Source organism: Mucilaginibacter sp. GW821-FHT07H05 (assembly GCF_059418485.1).
Window position 1 is genome coordinate 536,161 of sequence record NZ_JBWKPY010000002.1, and the last position, 17,730, is coordinate 553,890.

Sequence of the window (17,730 nt, forward strand, 5' to 3'; positions counted from 1 at the left end):
CCTTTTTAGTTTCTTAATATATGCAAAAGCGAGGGGGATTGTGCGATTCCCCTCTTGAGAGGGGTGGAGGGGTGTGTCCTTTCGCGTGCAATGACACACCCCCGCTATCGCGCTATCCCACTACGCCCCCTCTCAAGAGGGGAGTTTAATTTAGCCCGCTACCCTAATGAAACTTGCGCTCGTTTGTAACGAGCGCAAGCGGGAAATTTTTATGTATATTCCCAAATGCTGAGCCTAATCTCTAATTAACTAATCTCTAATCACTAACTCAGCGAATCCGCCATTTCAATATGCCGCGGACTATGATCTAAATTTTCATCATCGTACGGGCCGTGTTTTATTTTTTTGTTCAGCACGTAAATAAACAGGCCAAACAGCACCAGGTAAACCCAGGTAAATAAAATTAGCGAAAAAATAATGTTCCCCGCGGTTACCGCCTGCGATAATGCATTTGATGTGCGCAGCAAACCATAAACCACCCAGGGCTGCCGGCCAACTTCGGCGCTGTACCAGCCAACCTGGTTAGCTATCTGCGGCAGCAAAACCGAGAACGAGAAGATCACCATCAGCCACTTCTTCTCGAACAGCGTACCGCGCCACCATAAAAAGCAGCTGTACAGCGTTAAGGCGATCATAAACATACCGATGGCCACCATCAGGTGATAGGTTTGGAAAACAAAGTTTACGGCTTTGGGGCGGTCGTCGGGTTTAAAATTATTCAACCCGGTTACGGATTGCTTAAAATCTCCTTTAGTTAAAAAGCTTAGCCCGCCGGGAATGGCCAGGCCATGGGTTTTCTGGTTCTTTTGGTCGACGTAGCCAAACAGGTACATATCGGCAGGTTTGCTGCCATCATAATGGCCCTCTAACGCAGCCAGCTTGGCTGGCTGATACCTGGCCACCACATTGGCCGATTCGTGCCCGGCCACCAGTTGTAACAGCGCACATACGGTTGCTACAACCAGCGAGATCTTAAATGATTTGCGCGAAAACTCGATATGCCTTTTTTTGCGCAGGTAATAAGCGCTTACACTTAATACCAAAAACGCGCCGGACAGGAAAGCCCCCAGCCAAACATGCGTCATCCGTTGCATGGATGAGGGATTAAATACCATGGCCCAAAAATCGGTGATCTGGGCGCGGGCATCCAGCCCGGTGCCTACAATATGATAACCCGCAGGCGTTTGCTGCCAGGAGTTGGCTACCACTATCCAAATGGCCGAGAACATGGACCCCAGCGTTACCATTAGCGTAGCTAAAAAATGCACCCAGGGCTTCACTTTATTCCAGCCAAAAAGCAATACCCCTAAAAAACCCGATTCCAGCGCGAAGGCGAAGATGCCCTCGGCCGCCAGCGCGCTGCCAAAAACATCGCCCACATATTTGGAGTAAACCGCCCAGTTGGTGCCAAACTCAAACTCCATTACAATGCCGGTAGCCACGCCAATACCAAATATCAAAGCAAATATCCGCACATAAAAGCGGGTCATGCGTTCATAGATCTTCAGGCCGGTTTTTAGGTAAAGGCCTTCCATAATAACCATAATTAACCCCAGGCCTATACTAAGCGGCGGGTAGATATAATGAAAGGCAATGGTAAACGCGAACTGGATACGGGCAAGGATCTCGACATTCATAACTTATTAGTTTTGAGGTTGAAGTACCAGCAAAGGTCGGTAATGAAACGGCTGTTGCGCCTATCCTGCAAGCTAAATATTTAATTTAGAACGGATATGAATTGTATCTTATTTTTGTTACAATACAAATTACAGCGATGCAAAATAACCCGGTATATATAAAAAAGGAGCCTGCTTTTGCAATTAACGGTGCAACAATATCATAGATGAATTACCTATGCATTACCCCATTTTTTGCAAAATTTGCAATAACATGGTTTTTATGAAATGGGACGACTGATTAGTCTAAACTGATCTGTCTGCGGATGCTTTCTTCCAGCGAGATAAAGGTTTCGGTACGTTGTATGCCTTTTACGCTTTGTATCTGCTCGTTTAGTACTTCGCGCAGATGATTAGTGTCGTGGCATACAATTTTAGCGAAAATGCTGTAGCTACCGGTAGTATAGTGCAACTCAACTATCTCAGGCACAGCTTGTAACTGTTTTACGGCATCGTTATACTGGGAGCCTTTCTCCAGGAATATCCCCAAAAACGCTGTAATATCGTAGCCCAGCTTTTGTGGATTTACTTCCAGGCTTGCTCCTTTTATTACACCCATCTCCTCCAACTTTTTCATACGCACGTGTATGGTTCCGCCCGAAACGATCAACTCCTTAGCGATTTCCGTGTAAGGAGTAGTCGCATTTTTCATCAGTATTGATAAAATCTGAATATCCAGATTATCAATTTCTAAATTTTGAGGTTTTTTGTGAGGCATAAATTTGAATATCGCTATTGAAATACAAGTTTAATTAAAATTTGAATAAAAATAAAATATTTTTGTTGAAATATTTGCAAGAAATGATGAAGTGCTATAAATTTGTATCAAGCAAACGATAAAAAGGGAGCGCGTTCTTTAAGCAAAACATACTGTTGGGTGGTGAAATTTTTGGCAGACACACCTCCTTGTCCCGGTGGCGGAGATTATGGAAAACCCTTTGGGGCTAACCACTCTGTGAAGGTTCGATCCCTTCCCCAACAGCTCTTCTCATAATTTAGGTTTATAATTGGTTAGTAAAGGCCCCTGCCCATCAGGGGCTTTGCTGTTTCTATAGGTTTTTGTTTTGATATGCTATGATAGCGATACCCTAAAGCAGGTTAAAATTACGAACGTATTTGTCCATTACCCCGTACCACCCACTTATAACTGGTTAGCTCGGCAAGCCCCATTGGGCCGCGTGCGTGCAGTTTTTGGGTGCTGATGCCAATTTCGGCGCCGAGGCCAAACTGGGCGCCATCGGTAAAGGCGGTTGACGCGTTGGCATAAACCGCTGCAGCATCAACGGAGTTCAGAAAGATTTCGATGCTTTGCGCATCCTCAGATACAATGGCCTCGCTATGCCTGGAGCTGTATTGCGCAATATGATCAAGCGCCTCCTTTAAACTATCTACTGTTTTTATAGCCATTTTCAGGGATAAAAACTCCGTACCGAAATGTTCGGGCAGGGCAGGGTGTAATAAGTTAGCAGGATAATGGCCATCCAGCGCGGCATAAGCGGGTATATCCGCAAATATTTCTACCTCCTTAGCTGCCAATGGCGCGCTTATTTGGGGTAGCTTCACTAATAAGGCCTGATGCACAATTAAACAATCAAGCGTATTGCAAACACTTGGCCTGCGGGTTTTGGAGTTGAAGACGATGGCTTGCAATTTTTCGATGTCGGCTGTTTCATCGGCATAAGTATGCACAATACCGGCGCCGGTTTCTATCACGGGTACCTTGCTGTTTTGCCGCACAAAATTGATCAGCCCCTGGCTGCCGCGGGGAATCAGTACATCAACATAACCTATCGCGTTAAGCAGGGCTTCGGTAGCTTCGCGTTCGGCAGGCAGCAGGGTAGCGGCATCGGGGTTGATATGATGTTTGGCCAGCACGCTATGGATCACCTCAATAATGGCTTTGTTAGAGTACTCCGCATCGCTGCCGCCTTTTAGCACCGCCACATTGCCTGTTTTAAAGCAAAGCGAAAATACATCGAAAGTAACATTAGGCCTGGCTTCGTAAATTACACCCACCACGCCCAGCGGGACACGGATCTTAGAAATATGCAAGCCATTCGGCATAGTTTTTTCGGAGAGTAATTCGCCAATTGGGTTATCCAATTGGGCTACGTTGCGCATCTCGGCCGCGATATCGGCTATCCGCTGGGGACTTAATTTCAGGCGGTCGTATTTAGGATCGGTTGGATCCATGCGGTCCAGGTCCTTTTGGTTTTCGGCTAATAGGATATCGGTATGGGCAATGGCCGCGTCTGCCAGATCGGTCAGTACCTGGTCGATCAGGCCTTTATCCAGGCCTGATAGATCCCGGCCTGCCTTTTGTGCTTGTATGAAATAGGATTGATAGCTCATTACACGTTTAAATAAAGATAATCATAATGCACCAGCGGGCGCTGCTTCTTTTGCCCGATGCGTTCGCGGGCTTTGTCCGATCCGTATTCGGCTATACCCAGGCCTATTTGTTTGCCGGCATGGTCCACCAGCTTAATAATATCGCCTTTTTGGAAATCGGCTTTAATAGCTACCACGCCCACCGGCAGCAAACTGGTGGCCTTGCTGGATGTAAGCACCGCTTTGGCCCCTTCATTTACTTCCACCACGCCTTTTGCAAAGTTTTGCGAATGGGCTATCCATTTCTTTTTACCCGAAGTGTTTTTGCTGGGGATGAATTTGGTATGGGTAACCTTTTCGGATAAAACGTCGGTCAGGATATGGTCTTTAGTTCCGTTGGCAATATGCACGGCAATCCCTAACTGGGCTACCTTTTGCGCCATATTGCTTTTGGTGAGCATACCTCCCCGCCCGAAGGATGAGCGCGACGAGCTCACAAACGATGCAAAGTTAGTAGCCGACCCGTCAATTTCCTCGATCACTTTATTACCTGCTACTTTCGGGTCGCCGTTGTACAGGCCGTCCACATTGCTCAGGATGATCAGCGCCTGGGCATTCAGCATCGAGGCGATCAGTCCGGCCAGTTCGTCGTTATCGGTAAACATCAGTTCGGTTACCGATACCACGTCGTTTTCATTCACCACCGGTACCACGCCATGCTGCAGCAATATCTCCAGGCAGTTTTTCATATTGAGATAGTGCATCCTGTCGCGAAAATCCTCTTTGGTGACCAGCACCTGCGAGCAAAGCATTTGGTAAGCCTCAAACAAATGCGCATAAGTATTGATCAGCTTTACCTGCCCTATAGAGGCCAGCAGCTGCCGCGCCGCCACACTGTTCACCCGCTCATCAATATTGATCAGGCTGCGCCCCGAAGCCACCGCTCCTGACGACACCAGGATCACCTCCTTGCCTTGTTTTTTAATATCGGCAACCTGGTCTACCAAATGACTAATGCGGGCCACATCGGGCAAACCATTGCTTTGTGTAAGCACGTTTGACCCTATTTTAATAATGATGCGCTGATAGTTGTTAGCCATGGGAATTGTGTGGGCGCTAATATAAGGCTTATTTAAATACGACTGAAATGGTAGGGTATTTATGAGTGAAATTTGCGCTGAAGCTTCCTTGCAGTCGCTCGGCTCCAGCCCATTGCTGTTCGGAAGATTAGAAAAAGCGTGGGATTGTGCGATTCCCTCCCATCGGGAGGGTGTAGGGAGGGGTTTCATCAAGCATAATAAACCCCTCCCTGCCACCGCACAGTCAGCCGCACCCTTCCCAAGGGAGGGAACCGGAAGCAGTCGCTCGGCTCCAGCCGAGTGACGATTATTTCCCGGCCTCCGGCCGCTGTTAATAAATAGAATAATTATATGGTGACGGCCAGAGGCCGGTTGATAGTGATCACCCGGCTGGAGCCGAGCGATTGCGTTGATTGTACAAAGCAAAAAGCGCCCCGATTTCCATCGGGACGCTTTTAAAAAAATCACAATTATTGTTTCTTATAACTTCGGCTCGAAACCGTATTTACCGGCAAACTTGCGGTAAAGCTGCTTGTGTAAATTATCCAGGTTGATATCGCGGCCCTGGATAAAGGCTTTCTGCACATCAATGGTGATCATATCCAAAGCGTCGCCGCCGGAGATGAACAGGTTGGCATCCTTTCCGGTTTCCAGCGTGCCGGTAGTTTTATCGATACCTAATATTTTGGCGTTGTTGATGGTGATCATAGACAAGGCCTGCTCTTTGCTTAAGCCATAGCTAACCGCCTGACCAGCCTCGAAAGGCAGGTTACGCTGACGCCAGAAAGCAACACCGGTTAAGCCGTACAGTACGCCGGCATCCTGCAGCAGGTGCGGTAATTTGTAGGGCAGGTAAACGTCGTCCTCGTCCCTTTCAGGTACGGTTTGTGTTTCGCGGATGATCACCGGAACATTGTTTTCCTTTAATACATCCGTAACCAGGTACGATTGCTTTCCGCCGACAATAACCAGTTGGATCCCGAACGATTTGGCAAAATTAACCGCCTGAACGATCTCTTTCGCGCCATCGGCGTTTACAAATAGTTTCTTGGTACCGTCGAATAAGCCTTTCATGGCGCCAAACCTTAGGTTGGTTACTTCGGGTTTTGCAATTTCTGAATAAGCTTTAGCCTGGGCAAACAGGTTGGTAATGGCATCCAGCGCTTTTTGGGCACGCTCGGCAGGGGTTTCCTGTACGGCGCCCGGCGCTGCAACCAAACCACGGCGGCCCCCACCAAAACCACGGCGACCACCGCCGCTGCTTGGCCAGGTTAAGTGGATAGCGATATCCTTTTTATAGGCCGCGTCTTCCCAGTTCCAGGCATCCAGTTGTACTACCGATGATTCGCCTGAAATTAAACCGCTTTGCGGGGTTGGCTGGGCCAGTAAAATACCATTTGAACGCACGGTAGGGATCACTTTCGAATCGGTGTTATAAGCGATCAGTGAGCGTACGTGCGGGTTCAGGTCGCCTGTTTCGGCTTCGTCAACCGTGCCGCGGGCGCCTTCTTCAATCTCTACCAAACCTAAAGTGGTAACCGGGCAAATAAAGCCGGGATATACTTGTTTGCCTTTAGCATCAATCACATCGGCACCCGATATGGCCGGGGCCGCGCCTTCGCCAATGGCGGTAATTTTACCTTTATTAAAAGCGATATAACCGTTATTGATCACCTGCCCGTTACCCACGTGGATAGTTGCACCGGTAATAACAACAGGTTTGCCTTGCGGCTTGGCAGGCGATATGTTGGCCTGCGCGTAGGTGAGGACTGTGCCAAGCAATAATCCTCCTAAACTTAATATGGTTCTTTTCATGTTGATCTTCAATTAAGGATTATTTGTTTTGGGTACGTTGTGCTGCATGCTGTGCCGCGCGCTCTTTCGCATCCTGCACATAAGCATCATCAGCTATTACAAAGTTGTCTTCTTCCAAAGTTTCGCACTCGTAACGCGGGCGGCGACCTGCATTACCGGCACCTCTTTGTACTGCTGCGCCACCGCTTTTAGCCTCAATCATTTTTTGAATGATGCGACCGGTTTCGGTTTTCATGGCTTTTTGATTTTCGGCATCTTTCGACAGGTCCCAGTAAGGGATACCGTCCACATAAGTTTTTTCGCACACGGCGTAAATCGAAAGCGGATCGGCCGACCATACCACTACGTCGGCATCTTTGCCGACTTTAATACTGCCAATTTTGTTATCCACATGCAGCATTTTTGCAGGGTTTAGGGTAACCAGCTTCAAGGCGTCCTCTTCGCTCATTTTACCGTAGGTTACCGCTTTACCGGCTTCCTGGTTTAAGCGACGGGCCATTTCCTCATCATCCGAGTTAAAGCCGGTAACTAAACCTACTTCGTGCATCAGCTTACCATTGTATGGGATAGCTTCGGCCACCTCATTTTTGTAAGCCCACCAATCGCTAAAGGTTGAACCGGCAATGTTATGCGCCTTCATTTTATCAGCCACTTTATAACCCTCTAAAATGTGGGTGAAGGTGTTGATATGGAAGCCCATCGAATCGGACACATGGATGAGCATGTTAATCTCCGACTGTACATAAGAGTGACAGGTGATGAAACGTTTGTTGTTCAGGATCTCGCCAATGGCTTCCAGTTCCAAATCCTTACGCACGTTGGCGCCTTTAACTGCTTTAGCGGCCAGGTATTCCTTAGCGCGGGTAAACTCATCTATATAAACCTCTTCAACACCCATACGTGTTTGCGGGAAACGCGGGTTGGTGTTAATGCCGTTATTGTTACTGCCTTTCACGTTTTCGCCCAAAGCAAATTTGATAAAGCCATCGCTGCCTTCAAATTTCAGTTCCTCGGGCAATACGCCCCAGCGGTGTTTCATCAGCTGGGTTTGGCCGCCAATTGGGTTAGCCGAGCCATGCAGGATGTGCGAGGTAGTAACCCCACCGGCCAGCTGGCGGTAAATGTTGATATCTTCGGGATCAATTACATCGCCTATCCTTACCTCGGCAGTAACCGCTTGCGAACCTTCGTTAATGCCACCGGTAGCGGCAATATGCGAGTGCTCGTCAACTATACCTGCTGTAATATGCTTGTTGGTAGCATCAACCGTTTTAGCGCCTGCAGGGGCTGTCAGGTTTTTACCGATAGCTTTAATTTTACCGTTCTCAATCAGCACGTCGGTATTTTTCAGGATCCCTTCTTTTTCGTTGGTCCAAACGGTAGCGTTTTTAAACAGGGTAGTTTCGGCTTTTGGAACTTCGGCATTGCCGTAAGCAACAAACGGATAGATTACCGGGCCAACGGTTAAGTTTGGTTTAGGTGCATCAGCTGCCGGAGCGCCTGGTGCCGCGCCCGGAGCGCCGCCACGGTTACCGCCCGCAAAACCACCGCGACCACCAAAACCGCCGCCTGCTGGTGCAGGGCCGGTATAAGTAGCCGTCCACCTGCCGGTAGTACCATCAGGCATTACAGATTCGCCTTTAAAAGTTAAAGGCGAGGTAGCCGTAATATAACCCGACAAACGGATAGTGCCTTTTGGCTTGCTTTGCAAATCAAAATAAAGGGTTACAATATCACCGGCACGGGTAAAGGTACCTGTAGCACGGGTGCTGTCGGCGCCGCTGCGGTCGATAGTAGCGGTGTATGCGCCGGGGGTACCGTTTATTGTTAAAGTAGTATTGGCAAAGCCATCGCCGGTCAGGCTGAATTTACCTTTAATATCAGATACATCCATTTTGCTCACCACAAACTGGCGTCCTTCTACCCAGTTTTCGTAGATCACGGCATCCGGTTTAAACAGATCGGCCGATGTGATCAGGAAGTTGGCCATTTTACCTTTGGCCAGCGTACCCACTTTATCGCCAATACCCAGCATATCGGCCGGGATAGTGGTTAAAGCGTTTAAGGCTTGTTTTTCGGTTAAACCATAATCCATCGCTTTGCGGATGTTGGTCCAAAAATCGCGCGGACTGGCTACGCCAAACGAGGTGATGGCGAATTTAATGCCTGCTTTTTCCAGCGCGGCAGGGTTGGTTGGGGCCAGCTCCCAGTCTTTCAGCTGCTCAAAGCTGATGCTGCGGGCATCCAACGGATCTTCAATATCATAGGGGGCCGGGAAAGTTACCGGGATAATAAAAGTGCTGTTCAGCGCCTTCATGGCGTCTATACGCTGGTACTCTTTACCATCGGTTTTGTAGATGTATTTTTTACCAAACTCGTTGCCAATTTTGGCGGCGCGCAGTACGCTGGCTACATCGCCAACTTCAAATACCTGCGGCAGGCTTTGGGTCTTGTTAAACTCATCTAAGGAGATATTGTACTCTTCTTTTTGGTTTTTGTACCAGGCGGCATCATAATAGCTTTGGCGTAATAAAGCTACGCTGCCCATTAACGATGACGGATAATTAGTGGCAGCGGTACCCTTGCTAAAAGAGTAATGCGCGGCGGAAACATCATTCAGCATTACAAAGTTATCGCGCTCATCGCCCAGGGTTACGGCCGATGAGGTGCCACGGGCAATACCATCGCGGATGATGGCCTGCACGGCGCCGAAACCATACTTTTTCATATCGGCAGCTTTGGTAGCATCGGCATGGAAGATGGCTTTTACATTCATTTCGGGTTTAATGGCCTCGTTCCAGCCAAAAGCGCCGGGTTTGGTTGATGCCATTACCGATGTACGGATGCCGGCAGCGAAGCCACCTGCACCGCCAGCGCCAAATTGCGCTCTTGCGGCATCGGGAGTACCGTAGGTGGTAAACGCGTCGACCAGCGAAGGGTAGATAAATTTACCTTTCAAGTCGACCACCACATAGCCTTTCGGGATGGCGACGCCCGCGCCAACGGCTTCAATAACACGGTCTTTTACCAGCAGGGTACCGCCGGTAATGGTTTGATCAGCGCTGACTACTATAGTAGCGTTGGTGAATGCGTATTGCCCCGGACGGATATCCCAAGCGCCATTTACCGGGTAGGTTTGCTGGGCTTTGGATAAATGCACAATTAATAAGGCAAAACAAAAAAGTAATAGTTTCTTCATTTGTTTGGGGTTTTTTGTACTAAAATATTGTTTTTTACGCTCGCCGTAGCCCCGGGGGCTTTATATCATACATTTGTTACAACAATAACGGGTACCCGGATATTAAAAGCGCGTTTTTTAGGCAGGCTGGCCTATGGGATTTGGGGTGGGGGCAGTGCGTTGTTGCGAGGTGCGAAGCAATCTTCTGGGGAGTAGATTGAGTGAGGGGTGCATGCGTAGCATAGGGGTGTTATGTAAAAGGCACACATGGTACGTGCACACCTATGGTGGGGAGGAACGTTTAATAAATCTTTAGGCTTTGGACTATCATATAATATGTAATCAAACTCCTATCTTTATACTGCAATTGAACGCATTATTACATGAGGCCCTTAATATTTGAATTTATCGAAACGTGCACTGCCGACGAATTGGATTTTAATTATTTAGAATATGACTATAAATTAAATTTAAATATTAGAAAAGATACTGGCAAGCCTGCCGTATCAACCAAAGCGACCTATACTAATACGACTGTTAAAGCTCCAGGAGCACCGTCAGACTCTGATAGGGATGATTTTGACATACTTATGGAAACAGAAACCCGAACTTTTACCCGCCAAGAAATTAGCGATAGCGATGCCCCCCCTCTTTTGGAGATTTCGGATTTAATTACAATGACCAATACTCGTCAAATGATTGAAGGATCAGATAGTGATGTAAACGGATGATACTCATCATTACCCATAAAGATGATTTTACCGCAGACTTTTTAATTGAAAAATTGAATGCGAGAAATATTCCTTACCGGCGATTAAATTGCGAGGATATTTTCGAGCAAAATTATCGATTTAGCTTTCATCAAGAAATGTCATTTGACTTTCTGGGTCAAGACAACTATAAATCCGTATGGTTTAGACGTACTAAAATGCCCGATTTGCCGGATGTATCACCTCATGAAAAAAGATACTTAATTGGCGAGACGGATGCATTCATTAAAGGTTTATTTGCCATACTCGATGCCAAATGGCTTAGTGACCCGTTCTCAGTTTACAAGGCAGAATATAAATTATTTCAGCTGAAAACCGCTCAAAAGATAGGGCTTGCAATTCCCAGGACACTAATAACCAACTCTAAAGAGGTGCTTGTCAATTTTTTTCAAGAATGTCGCCAAAATGTTGTTATAAAGCCTCTTAGTCAAACAAGATTATTATATGAAGACCAGGTTAAATTTATTTACACTAATAAGTTGCCAAATGATTTGATAGATAATCTTGATCAATTTGAGTTAACACCATGCCTTTATCAGGAGAATATCCCAAAAGACTGTGAATTACGTATAACCGTAGTAAACGATCAGGTATTTACAGCCGTCGTCGATTCACAATCTAACCCTGAAACACAGATTGATTGGCGAAAAAAGCACGCCCCTTTTAAGATTGCAGAAATCCCATCCGAAATAGCAGCAATGTGTGTTAAATTGGTAAAAGATTTAGGCCTATTTTTTGGCGCCATTGATATGATTAAAACTCCTAACGGAGAATATATCTTTTTGGAGATAAATCCCAACGGTCAATGGGCGTGGATAGAATATGAAACCGGTTTGCTCATTTCTGATGCGATAGTTAATTTTTTGACCAAATGAAATTTTCGCAATTGTTTAAATACCTGGGGATATCCAACGGCAACTTTGAAACTCCAATAGTGCCTGCAGAGGTAACCGCTTACCTTGACAATCGCAATTTGAACAAGGTTGAAGCGCATATGAATTATCTTAAATCACTGTTAGAGCAAGAAGATAATAGACTCAATTTAATAGAAACCAAAACCGCGCAGTTTATTGGGCAAACAGGATTGATTTTCTCTTTACTAAGTCTTTTCGTACCTATATTGATTGACAAACTGGATGCCCTCCCTACTTGGCTAAAAATAATATTAATGACGTTTCTACTATTGTCTTTTGTATTCTATTTTTTGACTATCGTAAATGCTTTAAAAAACTATAACGTTAAAAAATATTTATATAGTAGTCCCGCCGCAAAAAACGTCCAAATTTTCCGTGGCAAATCATTGACAAAATTCTATTCAGAAATAGTGAGGGATATGCTTTTTGGACTTCATAGAAATACCGAGTTAAATGACATAAAAGCCGGCAATCTAATTCAAGCCTTTACCACTTTTCGAATAGCAAATTGGTTCACCGGAATACTTGTTGTCATCTTTTGTGGATCATTGCTTTTTAATCATCAGAAGATGCCAATCATTAAAGTTGATGGGCCTATTAAAATTGAACATTTAGACACATTGATTAAAATAATAAATACCCCAAAAAGTCAATCTCTCTTAGACACAGCAAGAAAACCAAAAGCACTGATAACCAATAAACCTAAAATTCAAAAGACGGACAAGAAATGACAAATAAGTTAATGTCGTATTAATTTACCATACCTAATTCTCTCCACTACCGCAAGGGTCTCTCTTGTGGTTCCTTTGCATAGCCTGCCACTTATCCTTCGACCCACAAACTGGCCCTACTTACCGAGGATTGCTTCGTACCTCGCAATGACGTGGTGGTGAGGCGTTGCAGCAGCATTTTGGAACCCTCTCCCCTGGAGAGGGTAGGGTGAGGCTCCTAAAAGAGGGCCGGCCTGTCAAAAAAGCGGGCCCGCGCTGGCGGGAATGCCCGTGGCAACCGCCTCCGGCGAGAAGTTGCCACGGCAGGGCGGGCGGAAGCATTTTTTTGACTTGGGTTTTTGGATACTTTTGGGCCCAAGCCAAAAGTATCTTGGCCCCTGCGGCTAAGAGCAGACTGCCGTTGAATGATAGCACAACCCCTCTGCTTATGGGGTGCCGAAACAAGTTCGGCATGACTTGCTTTTAATTAATAATGACAAACCCCTCCTTTCCAACGCACAGGCTGCCGCACCAGGCTCCTTAAAGTGCGCAGACCTCATTTTTCAGGGTTAACACTTTTTGAGGAGCAAAACAACTTAAGTTGTTTATTATCAGCATTTTATGTCATAAAATGCCCTGAATTGTGTTAACCCATGTTAACCCAATTTTGTTTGCAGATGCTATAACACCTTGCTCTTCTGCCGCAAAGGGTTGTTGCTGGCATGTGCTGTGGGACTAAATGTGTAATAGATCAACAGGGGGTGTTTCCAATCACATTTATTAATATATTTGGTCAAAAAACAAGGTATGTATAGTTTCTTCAAAAATTTCCATTCGGGCTTCAGGTACATCGTATTGGCGCTGATACTGATAGCTATTATACAATCAATAGTAGGCTGGCTGGGTAAAAAGCCATACACTGACGGCAACCGCAAAATGAACCTGTTTGCCCTGATATCGGCACATACCCAATTGCTGATAGGTTTGGTACTGTATTTCCTGAGCCCGCTGGTGCAGTTTGCCGGCAGCACCATGAAAAACGCCGAACTGCGTTACTGGACAGTAGAGCACCTGGTGATGATGCTGGTTGCCATATTGCTGATCACTATCGGCCATAGCCGGTCTAAAAAAGCCACCACACCCGAAGCCAAGCACAAGGCAATTGCCATATTCTATATCCTGGCCGTTGTGGTAATAGTGGTAGCTATACTGCAAAGCCACAGGGGTTTATTGGGCATGACCCACTGATAATTATTTTTCAGAAAAAGTTTGCAGATTAATATTTATTTATATTTTTGCTACCCAATGATCCAAATCAACCATAAATTTAGCTGGTGGCACCAAAATACTTTGGCAGCCGGCAATTTTGTGATCTGAATAACTAAGCGATTATAAACCTATTTGAGAACCCGGCGCACCATCGCCGGGTTTTTTCGTTTTAGGCCTATACATATAACAGATGAAAAAAATAAAAATTAACACCACGCATACTAAACTATTAGCCGATACCACCACGCCGGTAAGCATTTACCTGCGCCTGCGCGATGTGTTCCCCAACTCGCTGCTGCTGGAAAGCTCGGACTATCACAGCCGCGAGAACAGCATGAGCTACGTTTGCTGCGACCCCATCGGCGGTTTGAGTCTGACGGCCGGGCAATTGGATATCAAATATCCCGATGGTACAAAAGAGAGCCACAAGCCCGGCGGGTTCGAACTGCTGGATAAGATAGATACCTTCCTGGCGGCTTTTGAAACCACGGATAGTAAATTGAAGATCATATCGAACGGATTGTTCGGCTATTTTACGCACGAGGCGGTGGAGCATTTTGAAACCATTAAACTCAAAAAGTCCGACGATGATACCCGCCGCATCCCCGAGATGCAGTACCATATCTATCGCTACATCATCGCTATAGATCACTTTAAAAACGAGCTTTATATCTTCGAAAACCAAACCGGCGATGTGCAAGGCACCGGGGGCTTAGAGAAGATCGCTTATCTCATCAAAAACAAAAACTTCCCCGAATACCATTTTCAAACCAGCGGCGCCGAGCAAAGCAACCTCACCAACCAGGGCTTTATGGACATTGTGGAGAAGATGAAGCAGCACATTTACCGTGGCGATGTATTCCAGATCGTTCCGTCGAGGGCGTTTTCGCAGCAGTTCAGCGGCGATGAGTTTAATGTTTACCGGGCTTTGCGGTCTATCAACCCCTCGCCGTATTTGTTCTATTTTGATTTTGGCGATTTCCGCATCTTCGGCTCATCGCCCGAGGCACAGATCACCGTGAAAAACCGTGTGGCCAGTATCTTCCCTATTGCCGGTACCTTTAAGCGTAGCGGCGATGATGAAAAGGATGCCGAAATAGCCCGCCAGCTGGAAGCCGACCCTAAGGAATCGGCCGAACACGTGATGCTGGTCGATCTGGCCCGTAATGATCTGAGCCGCCATTGCACACAGGTAGAAGTGAAGGCGTTTAAGGAAGTACAGTATTACTCGCACCTCATCCACCTGGTATCGCACGTAAGCGGCACGCTGCGCCCCGGCGTATCATCGTTTAAAGTAGTGGCGGATACCTATCCGGCCGGCACCCTGAGCGGCGCGCCAAAATACCGCGCTATGGAAATTATTGATGCCAACGAAAATATTAAACGCAGCTTTTATAGCGGCGCCATCGGCTACCTGGGCTTTAACGGCGATTTTAACCACGCCATCATGATCCGATCATTCCTGAGCAAGAACAATACTTTGCACTACCAGGCAGGTGCCGGTATAGTAGCCGATTCAATAGCGGAAAGTGAGTTGAAAGAAGTGGATAATAAGATAGCGGCGTTAAGGAAAGCGCTGGAAATGGCGACGGAGCTATAAAGCCCCCTAACCCCCTAAAGGGGGAACAGAATATATATTTGAAACAAGAAATGACACAAACAGAAAATACAAAAGGCTCTTCTAACTCCCCCTTTAAGGGGCAGGGGGGCTCGACTATCCTAATCATAGACAATTACGATTCTTTCACCTATAACCTGGTGCATTTGGTAAACGAGATTGGCCTGGAATGCGAGGTATGGCGTAACGATCAGTTCGCTATTGCGGATGTAGACGCGTATGACCGTATCATCCTGTCACCGGGGCCGGGGATCCCATCCGAAGCAGGGTTGTTGCTGGATGTGATCAAAACCTACGCGCCGACTAAAAGCATCTTCGGTGTGTGTTTAGGCCAGCAGGCTATTGCCGAAGTGTTTGGCGGCAACCTGTATAATCTGAGTCGCCCCATGCACGGCATTGCTACGCCTATTAAGGTAACCGATAGCAGCGAACGCCTGTTTGCCGGTTTGCCCGATACCATTAAAGTAGGCCGCTACCATAGCTGGGTAGTATCGCGCGATGGTTTCCCGGAAAGCCTTGAAGTAACCGCTATTGATGAGGCCGATAATTCCATTATGGCTTTGCGCCACAAGGAATACGATGTGCGCGGCGTGCAGTTCCACCCGGAGTCGGTTTTGACCGAGTTTGGCAAAGAGATGATGATGAATTGGTTGAACCCCCCGACCCCCTAAAGGGGGAGTTAATGTGCAGATGTGCGTATATGCAGATGTGCGATGAATTAATACAGTGAGTAAATCCGAAATGGAAAATCCGAAATCCGAAATAAACACCCCCTTTAGGGGGCAGGGGGGTAATATCCTCGATAAAATAGTATTCCGTAAAAAAGAAGAAATAGCACTGGCTAAACAACAGGTAAGCATTGCCCAACTGGAAAGCGCCGAATTTTTTAACAGGCAACCGTATTCCTTCCGAGAGTTTTTACTTGACCCGGCGCGGACCGGCATTATTGCTGAGTTTAAAAGGCGTTCGCCCTCAAAAGGGATCATTAATGATAAAGTAACGGTAGAGGATGTAACCACCGGCTACGCTGCCGCGGGTGCATCCGCCATATCGGTGCTGACGGATACGGATTTTTTTATGGGCAAGCCGGCTGATCTGATCGCCGCTCGCCGGGTAAATACCGTACCGTTGCTGCGCAAGGATTTTATGATAGATGAATACCAGGTGCTGGAAGCCAAAGCCTGGGGCGCGGATATTATTTTGCTGATCGCCGCCATCCTAAACCCGGCCGAGATCCAAATTTTAGGCGCATTAGCCAAAAGCCTGGGCTTAAATGTGTTGTTAGAAGTGCATAACCTGGAAGAACTGCAGCGCAGTATTAACCCTAATGTAGATGCCATTGGCGTAAATAACCGCAACCTGGCCGATTTTACCGTATCGGTAGAAACATCGTTCCAGCTGGCGCAACATATCCCCGCCGAATTTATGAAAGTATCCGAAAGCGCCATTAGCGATACGGAAACCATTAAGCGCTTAAAAACCGCCGGCTTTAACGGCTTTTTAATCGGCGAGAATTTTATGCGGCAGGAAAATCCTGGTGCGGCGATGGGGGAGTTTGTGAAGGGTTTGTAACGTTAGTTCGATATAAAACCCTTATGTCATTTTGACGAACGGCGATAGATATACAGCGGAGTAAAGTCGCCCTTTTTGTTAAAGCGTTTTTAACCTAAAATCCTTGTATTCAATTTTCATCGGCGGGCCAACGTGTACCTGTACGCCTATCAGGCCATCCATTTTGCGGTTGGCAGCATCGTTATCGGTTACTTCACTCATCAGTTTGCCGTTTAAATAGTGTTTTAACACATTGCCTTTGGCAATAATGTGCAGCTCGTTCCAGCCATCGTAGTTGATGCTTTTTAGCAGCTCCTCTTTAGTACCGGTTGAATCAATAACGGTAGGCTTGCCGTTTTCTATGACAGATCTCTGTCCGCGCAAAGCTAAAAACTGGCGGCCGCGTTCCTCGTAATTCTGACCCGAATAGCGTGGATAACCCAGGTTGTATTTATCCTTGCCATCAATATCTGCCTGGTAACCTTTAAGGGCATAAGGCAAACTATCTATTCTAACGCTGCGGTAGTTAACACCGCTGTTTCCTTTAGGCGAGATGCGGTAGCTTACCTTCAGTTCAAAATCGGCCGGATGGCCGCCTTTCCATATCAAAAAGGTGTTTACTTTCAGGATGGTTTCGGGCGTAACCTCGCCAATAATCTCGCCATTTTCCACATGCCAGTATTTGGGATCACCCTCCCAGCCGTCCAGATTTTTACCGTTGAAGATAGGCTTAAAGCCATCTTCTTTTACCTGCGCATTGGCCAAGCCGGATATCAGGAATAACCCGGCAGCAAGCAATAATTTATTAATCTTCATCAT

The 17,730-nt window shown here is 46.7% G+C and carries 14 protein-coding genes; 7 read left to right on the forward strand and 7 right to left on the reverse strand.

Annotated features, from left to right (window positions below):
• Positions 1-263: 263 nt before the first annotated feature.
• From AC07M6_RS06445 to AC07M6_RS06470, 6 genes are all read right to left on the reverse strand, one after another.
• Positions 264-1,637, reverse strand: coding sequence for a cytochrome ubiquinol oxidase subunit I (locus AC07M6_RS06445; protein ID WP_494888144.1), 1,374 nt, complete (start codon positions 1,635-1,637; stop codon positions 264-266).
• Positions 1,638-1,917: 280 nt separating this feature from the next.
• On the reverse strand, positions 1,918-2,394 hold the full coding sequence (locus tag AC07M6_RS06450) for an Lrp/AsnC ligand binding domain-containing protein (protein ID WP_194107759.1): 477 nt from the start codon (positions 2,392-2,394) through the stop codon (positions 1,918-1,920).
• A gap of 386 nt (positions 2,395-2,780) precedes the next feature.
• Positions 2,781-4,028, reverse strand: coding sequence for a glutamate-5-semialdehyde dehydrogenase (locus AC07M6_RS06455; RefSeq protein WP_494888145.1), 1,248 nt, complete (start codon positions 4,026-4,028; stop codon positions 2,781-2,783).
• On the reverse strand, positions 4,028-5,107 hold the full coding sequence (gene proB / locus AC07M6_RS06460; protein WP_494888146.1) for a glutamate 5-kinase: 1,080 nt from the start codon (positions 5,105-5,107) through the stop codon (positions 4,028-4,030). The genes AC07M6_RS06455 and proB overlap by 1 nt, the downstream gene beginning before the upstream one ends.
• A gap of 459 nt (positions 5,108-5,566) precedes the next feature.
• Positions 5,567-6,901, reverse strand: coding sequence for an amidohydrolase family protein (locus AC07M6_RS06465; protein WP_494888147.1), 1,335 nt, complete (start codon positions 6,899-6,901; stop codon positions 5,567-5,569).
• 19 nt (positions 6,902-6,920) lie between these two features.
• The gene (locus tag AC07M6_RS06470; RefSeq protein WP_494888148.1) at positions 6,921-10,100 is read right to left on the reverse strand and encodes an amidohydrolase family protein; all 3,180 of its coding nucleotides are present in this window, start codon (positions 10,098-10,100) and stop codon (positions 6,921-6,923) included.
• Positions 10,101-10,462: 362 nt separating this feature from the next.
• Between AC07M6_RS06470 and AC07M6_RS06475 the strand changes: the two genes are divergently transcribed.
• From AC07M6_RS06475 to trpC, 7 genes are all read left to right on the forward strand, one after another.
• Entirely contained in the window at positions 10,463-10,810 is a 348-nt protein-coding gene (locus tag AC07M6_RS06475) for a hypothetical protein (protein ID WP_494888150.1), read from the forward strand.
• Entirely contained in the window at positions 10,807-11,724 is a 918-nt protein-coding gene (locus AC07M6_RS06480; RefSeq protein WP_494888151.1) for an ATP-grasp domain-containing protein, read from the forward strand. Before AC07M6_RS06475 ends, AC07M6_RS06480 begins: the two co-directional genes overlap by 4 nt.
• Complete coding sequence (locus AC07M6_RS06485) at positions 11,721-12,494, forward strand: hypothetical protein (RefSeq protein WP_494888152.1); 774 nt, start codon at positions 11,721-11,723, stop codon at positions 12,492-12,494. Before AC07M6_RS06480 ends, AC07M6_RS06485 begins: the two co-directional genes overlap by 4 nt.
• Before the next feature lie 786 nt (positions 12,495-13,280).
• A complete protein-coding gene (locus tag AC07M6_RS06490; RefSeq protein ID WP_494888153.1) occupies positions 13,281-13,721 on the forward strand; it encodes a cytochrome B in 441 nt (146 codons plus the stop codon).
• Positions 13,722-13,932: 211 nt separating this feature from the next.
• The gene (locus tag AC07M6_RS06495) at positions 13,933-15,342 is read left to right on the forward strand and encodes an anthranilate synthase component I family protein (protein ID WP_494888155.1); all 1,410 of its coding nucleotides are present in this window, start codon (positions 13,933-13,935) and stop codon (positions 15,340-15,342) included.
• 50 nt (positions 15,343-15,392) lie between these two features.
• Entirely contained in the window at positions 15,393-16,031 is a 639-nt protein-coding gene (locus AC07M6_RS06500) for an anthranilate synthase component II (protein WP_494888157.1), read from the forward strand.
• Between the two features lie 70 nt (positions 16,032-16,101).
• Entirely contained in the window at positions 16,102-16,932 is an 831-nt protein-coding gene (gene trpC, locus AC07M6_RS06505; RefSeq protein ID WP_494888158.1) for an indole-3-glycerol phosphate synthase TrpC, read from the forward strand.
• Between the two features lie 78 nt (positions 16,933-17,010).
• Here the strand turns inward: trpC and AC07M6_RS06510 are convergent, their stop codons facing one another.
• Positions 17,011-17,730, reverse strand: coding sequence for a 3-keto-disaccharide hydrolase (locus AC07M6_RS06510; RefSeq protein ID WP_494888159.1), 720 nt, complete (start codon positions 17,728-17,730; stop codon positions 17,011-17,013).

Bases quoted from the DNA above. Each gene is read 5' to 3' on its own strand.
- AC07M6_RS06445 (WP_494888144.1), bottom strand. From the start codon at position 1,637: ATGAATGTCGAGATCCTTGCCCGTATCCAGTTCGCGTTTACCATTGCC.
- AC07M6_RS06450 (WP_194107759.1), bottom strand. From the start codon at position 2,394: ATGCCTCACAAAAAACCTCAAAATTTAGAAATTGATAATCTGGATATT.
- AC07M6_RS06455 (WP_494888145.1), bottom strand. From the start codon at position 4,028: ATGAGCTATCAATCCTATTTCATACAAGCACAAAAGGCAGGCCGGGAT.
- proB (WP_494888146.1), bottom strand. From the start codon at position 5,107: ATGGCTAACAACTATCAGCGCATCATTATTAAAATAGGGTCAAACGTG.
- AC07M6_RS06465 (WP_494888147.1), bottom strand. From the start codon at position 6,901: ATGAAAAGAACCATATTAAGTTTAGGAGGATTATTGCTTGGCACAGTC.
- AC07M6_RS06470 (WP_494888148.1), bottom strand. From the start codon at position 10,100: ATGAAGAAACTATTACTTTTTTGTTTTGCCTTATTAATTGTGCATTTA.
- AC07M6_RS06475 (WP_494888150.1), top strand. From the start codon at position 10,463: ATGAGGCCCTTAATATTTGAATTTATCGAAACGTGCACTGCCGACGAA.
- AC07M6_RS06480 (WP_494888151.1), top strand. From the start codon at position 10,807: ATGATACTCATCATTACCCATAAAGATGATTTTACCGCAGACTTTTTA.
- AC07M6_RS06485 (WP_494888152.1), top strand. From the start codon at position 11,721: ATGAAATTTTCGCAATTGTTTAAATACCTGGGGATATCCAACGGCAAC.
- AC07M6_RS06490 (WP_494888153.1), top strand. From the start codon at position 13,281: ATGTATAGTTTCTTCAAAAATTTCCATTCGGGCTTCAGGTACATCGTA.
- AC07M6_RS06495 (WP_494888155.1), top strand. From the start codon at position 13,933: ATGAAAAAAATAAAAATTAACACCACGCATACTAAACTATTAGCCGAT.
- AC07M6_RS06500 (WP_494888157.1), top strand. From the start codon at position 15,393: ATGACACAAACAGAAAATACAAAAGGCTCTTCTAACTCCCCCTTTAAG.
- trpC (WP_494888158.1), top strand. From the start codon at position 16,102: ATGGAAAATCCGAAATCCGAAATAAACACCCCCTTTAGGGGGCAGGGG.
- AC07M6_RS06510 (WP_494888159.1), bottom strand. From the start codon at position 17,730: ATGATGAAGATTAATAAATTATTGCTTGCTGCCGGGTTATTCCTGATA.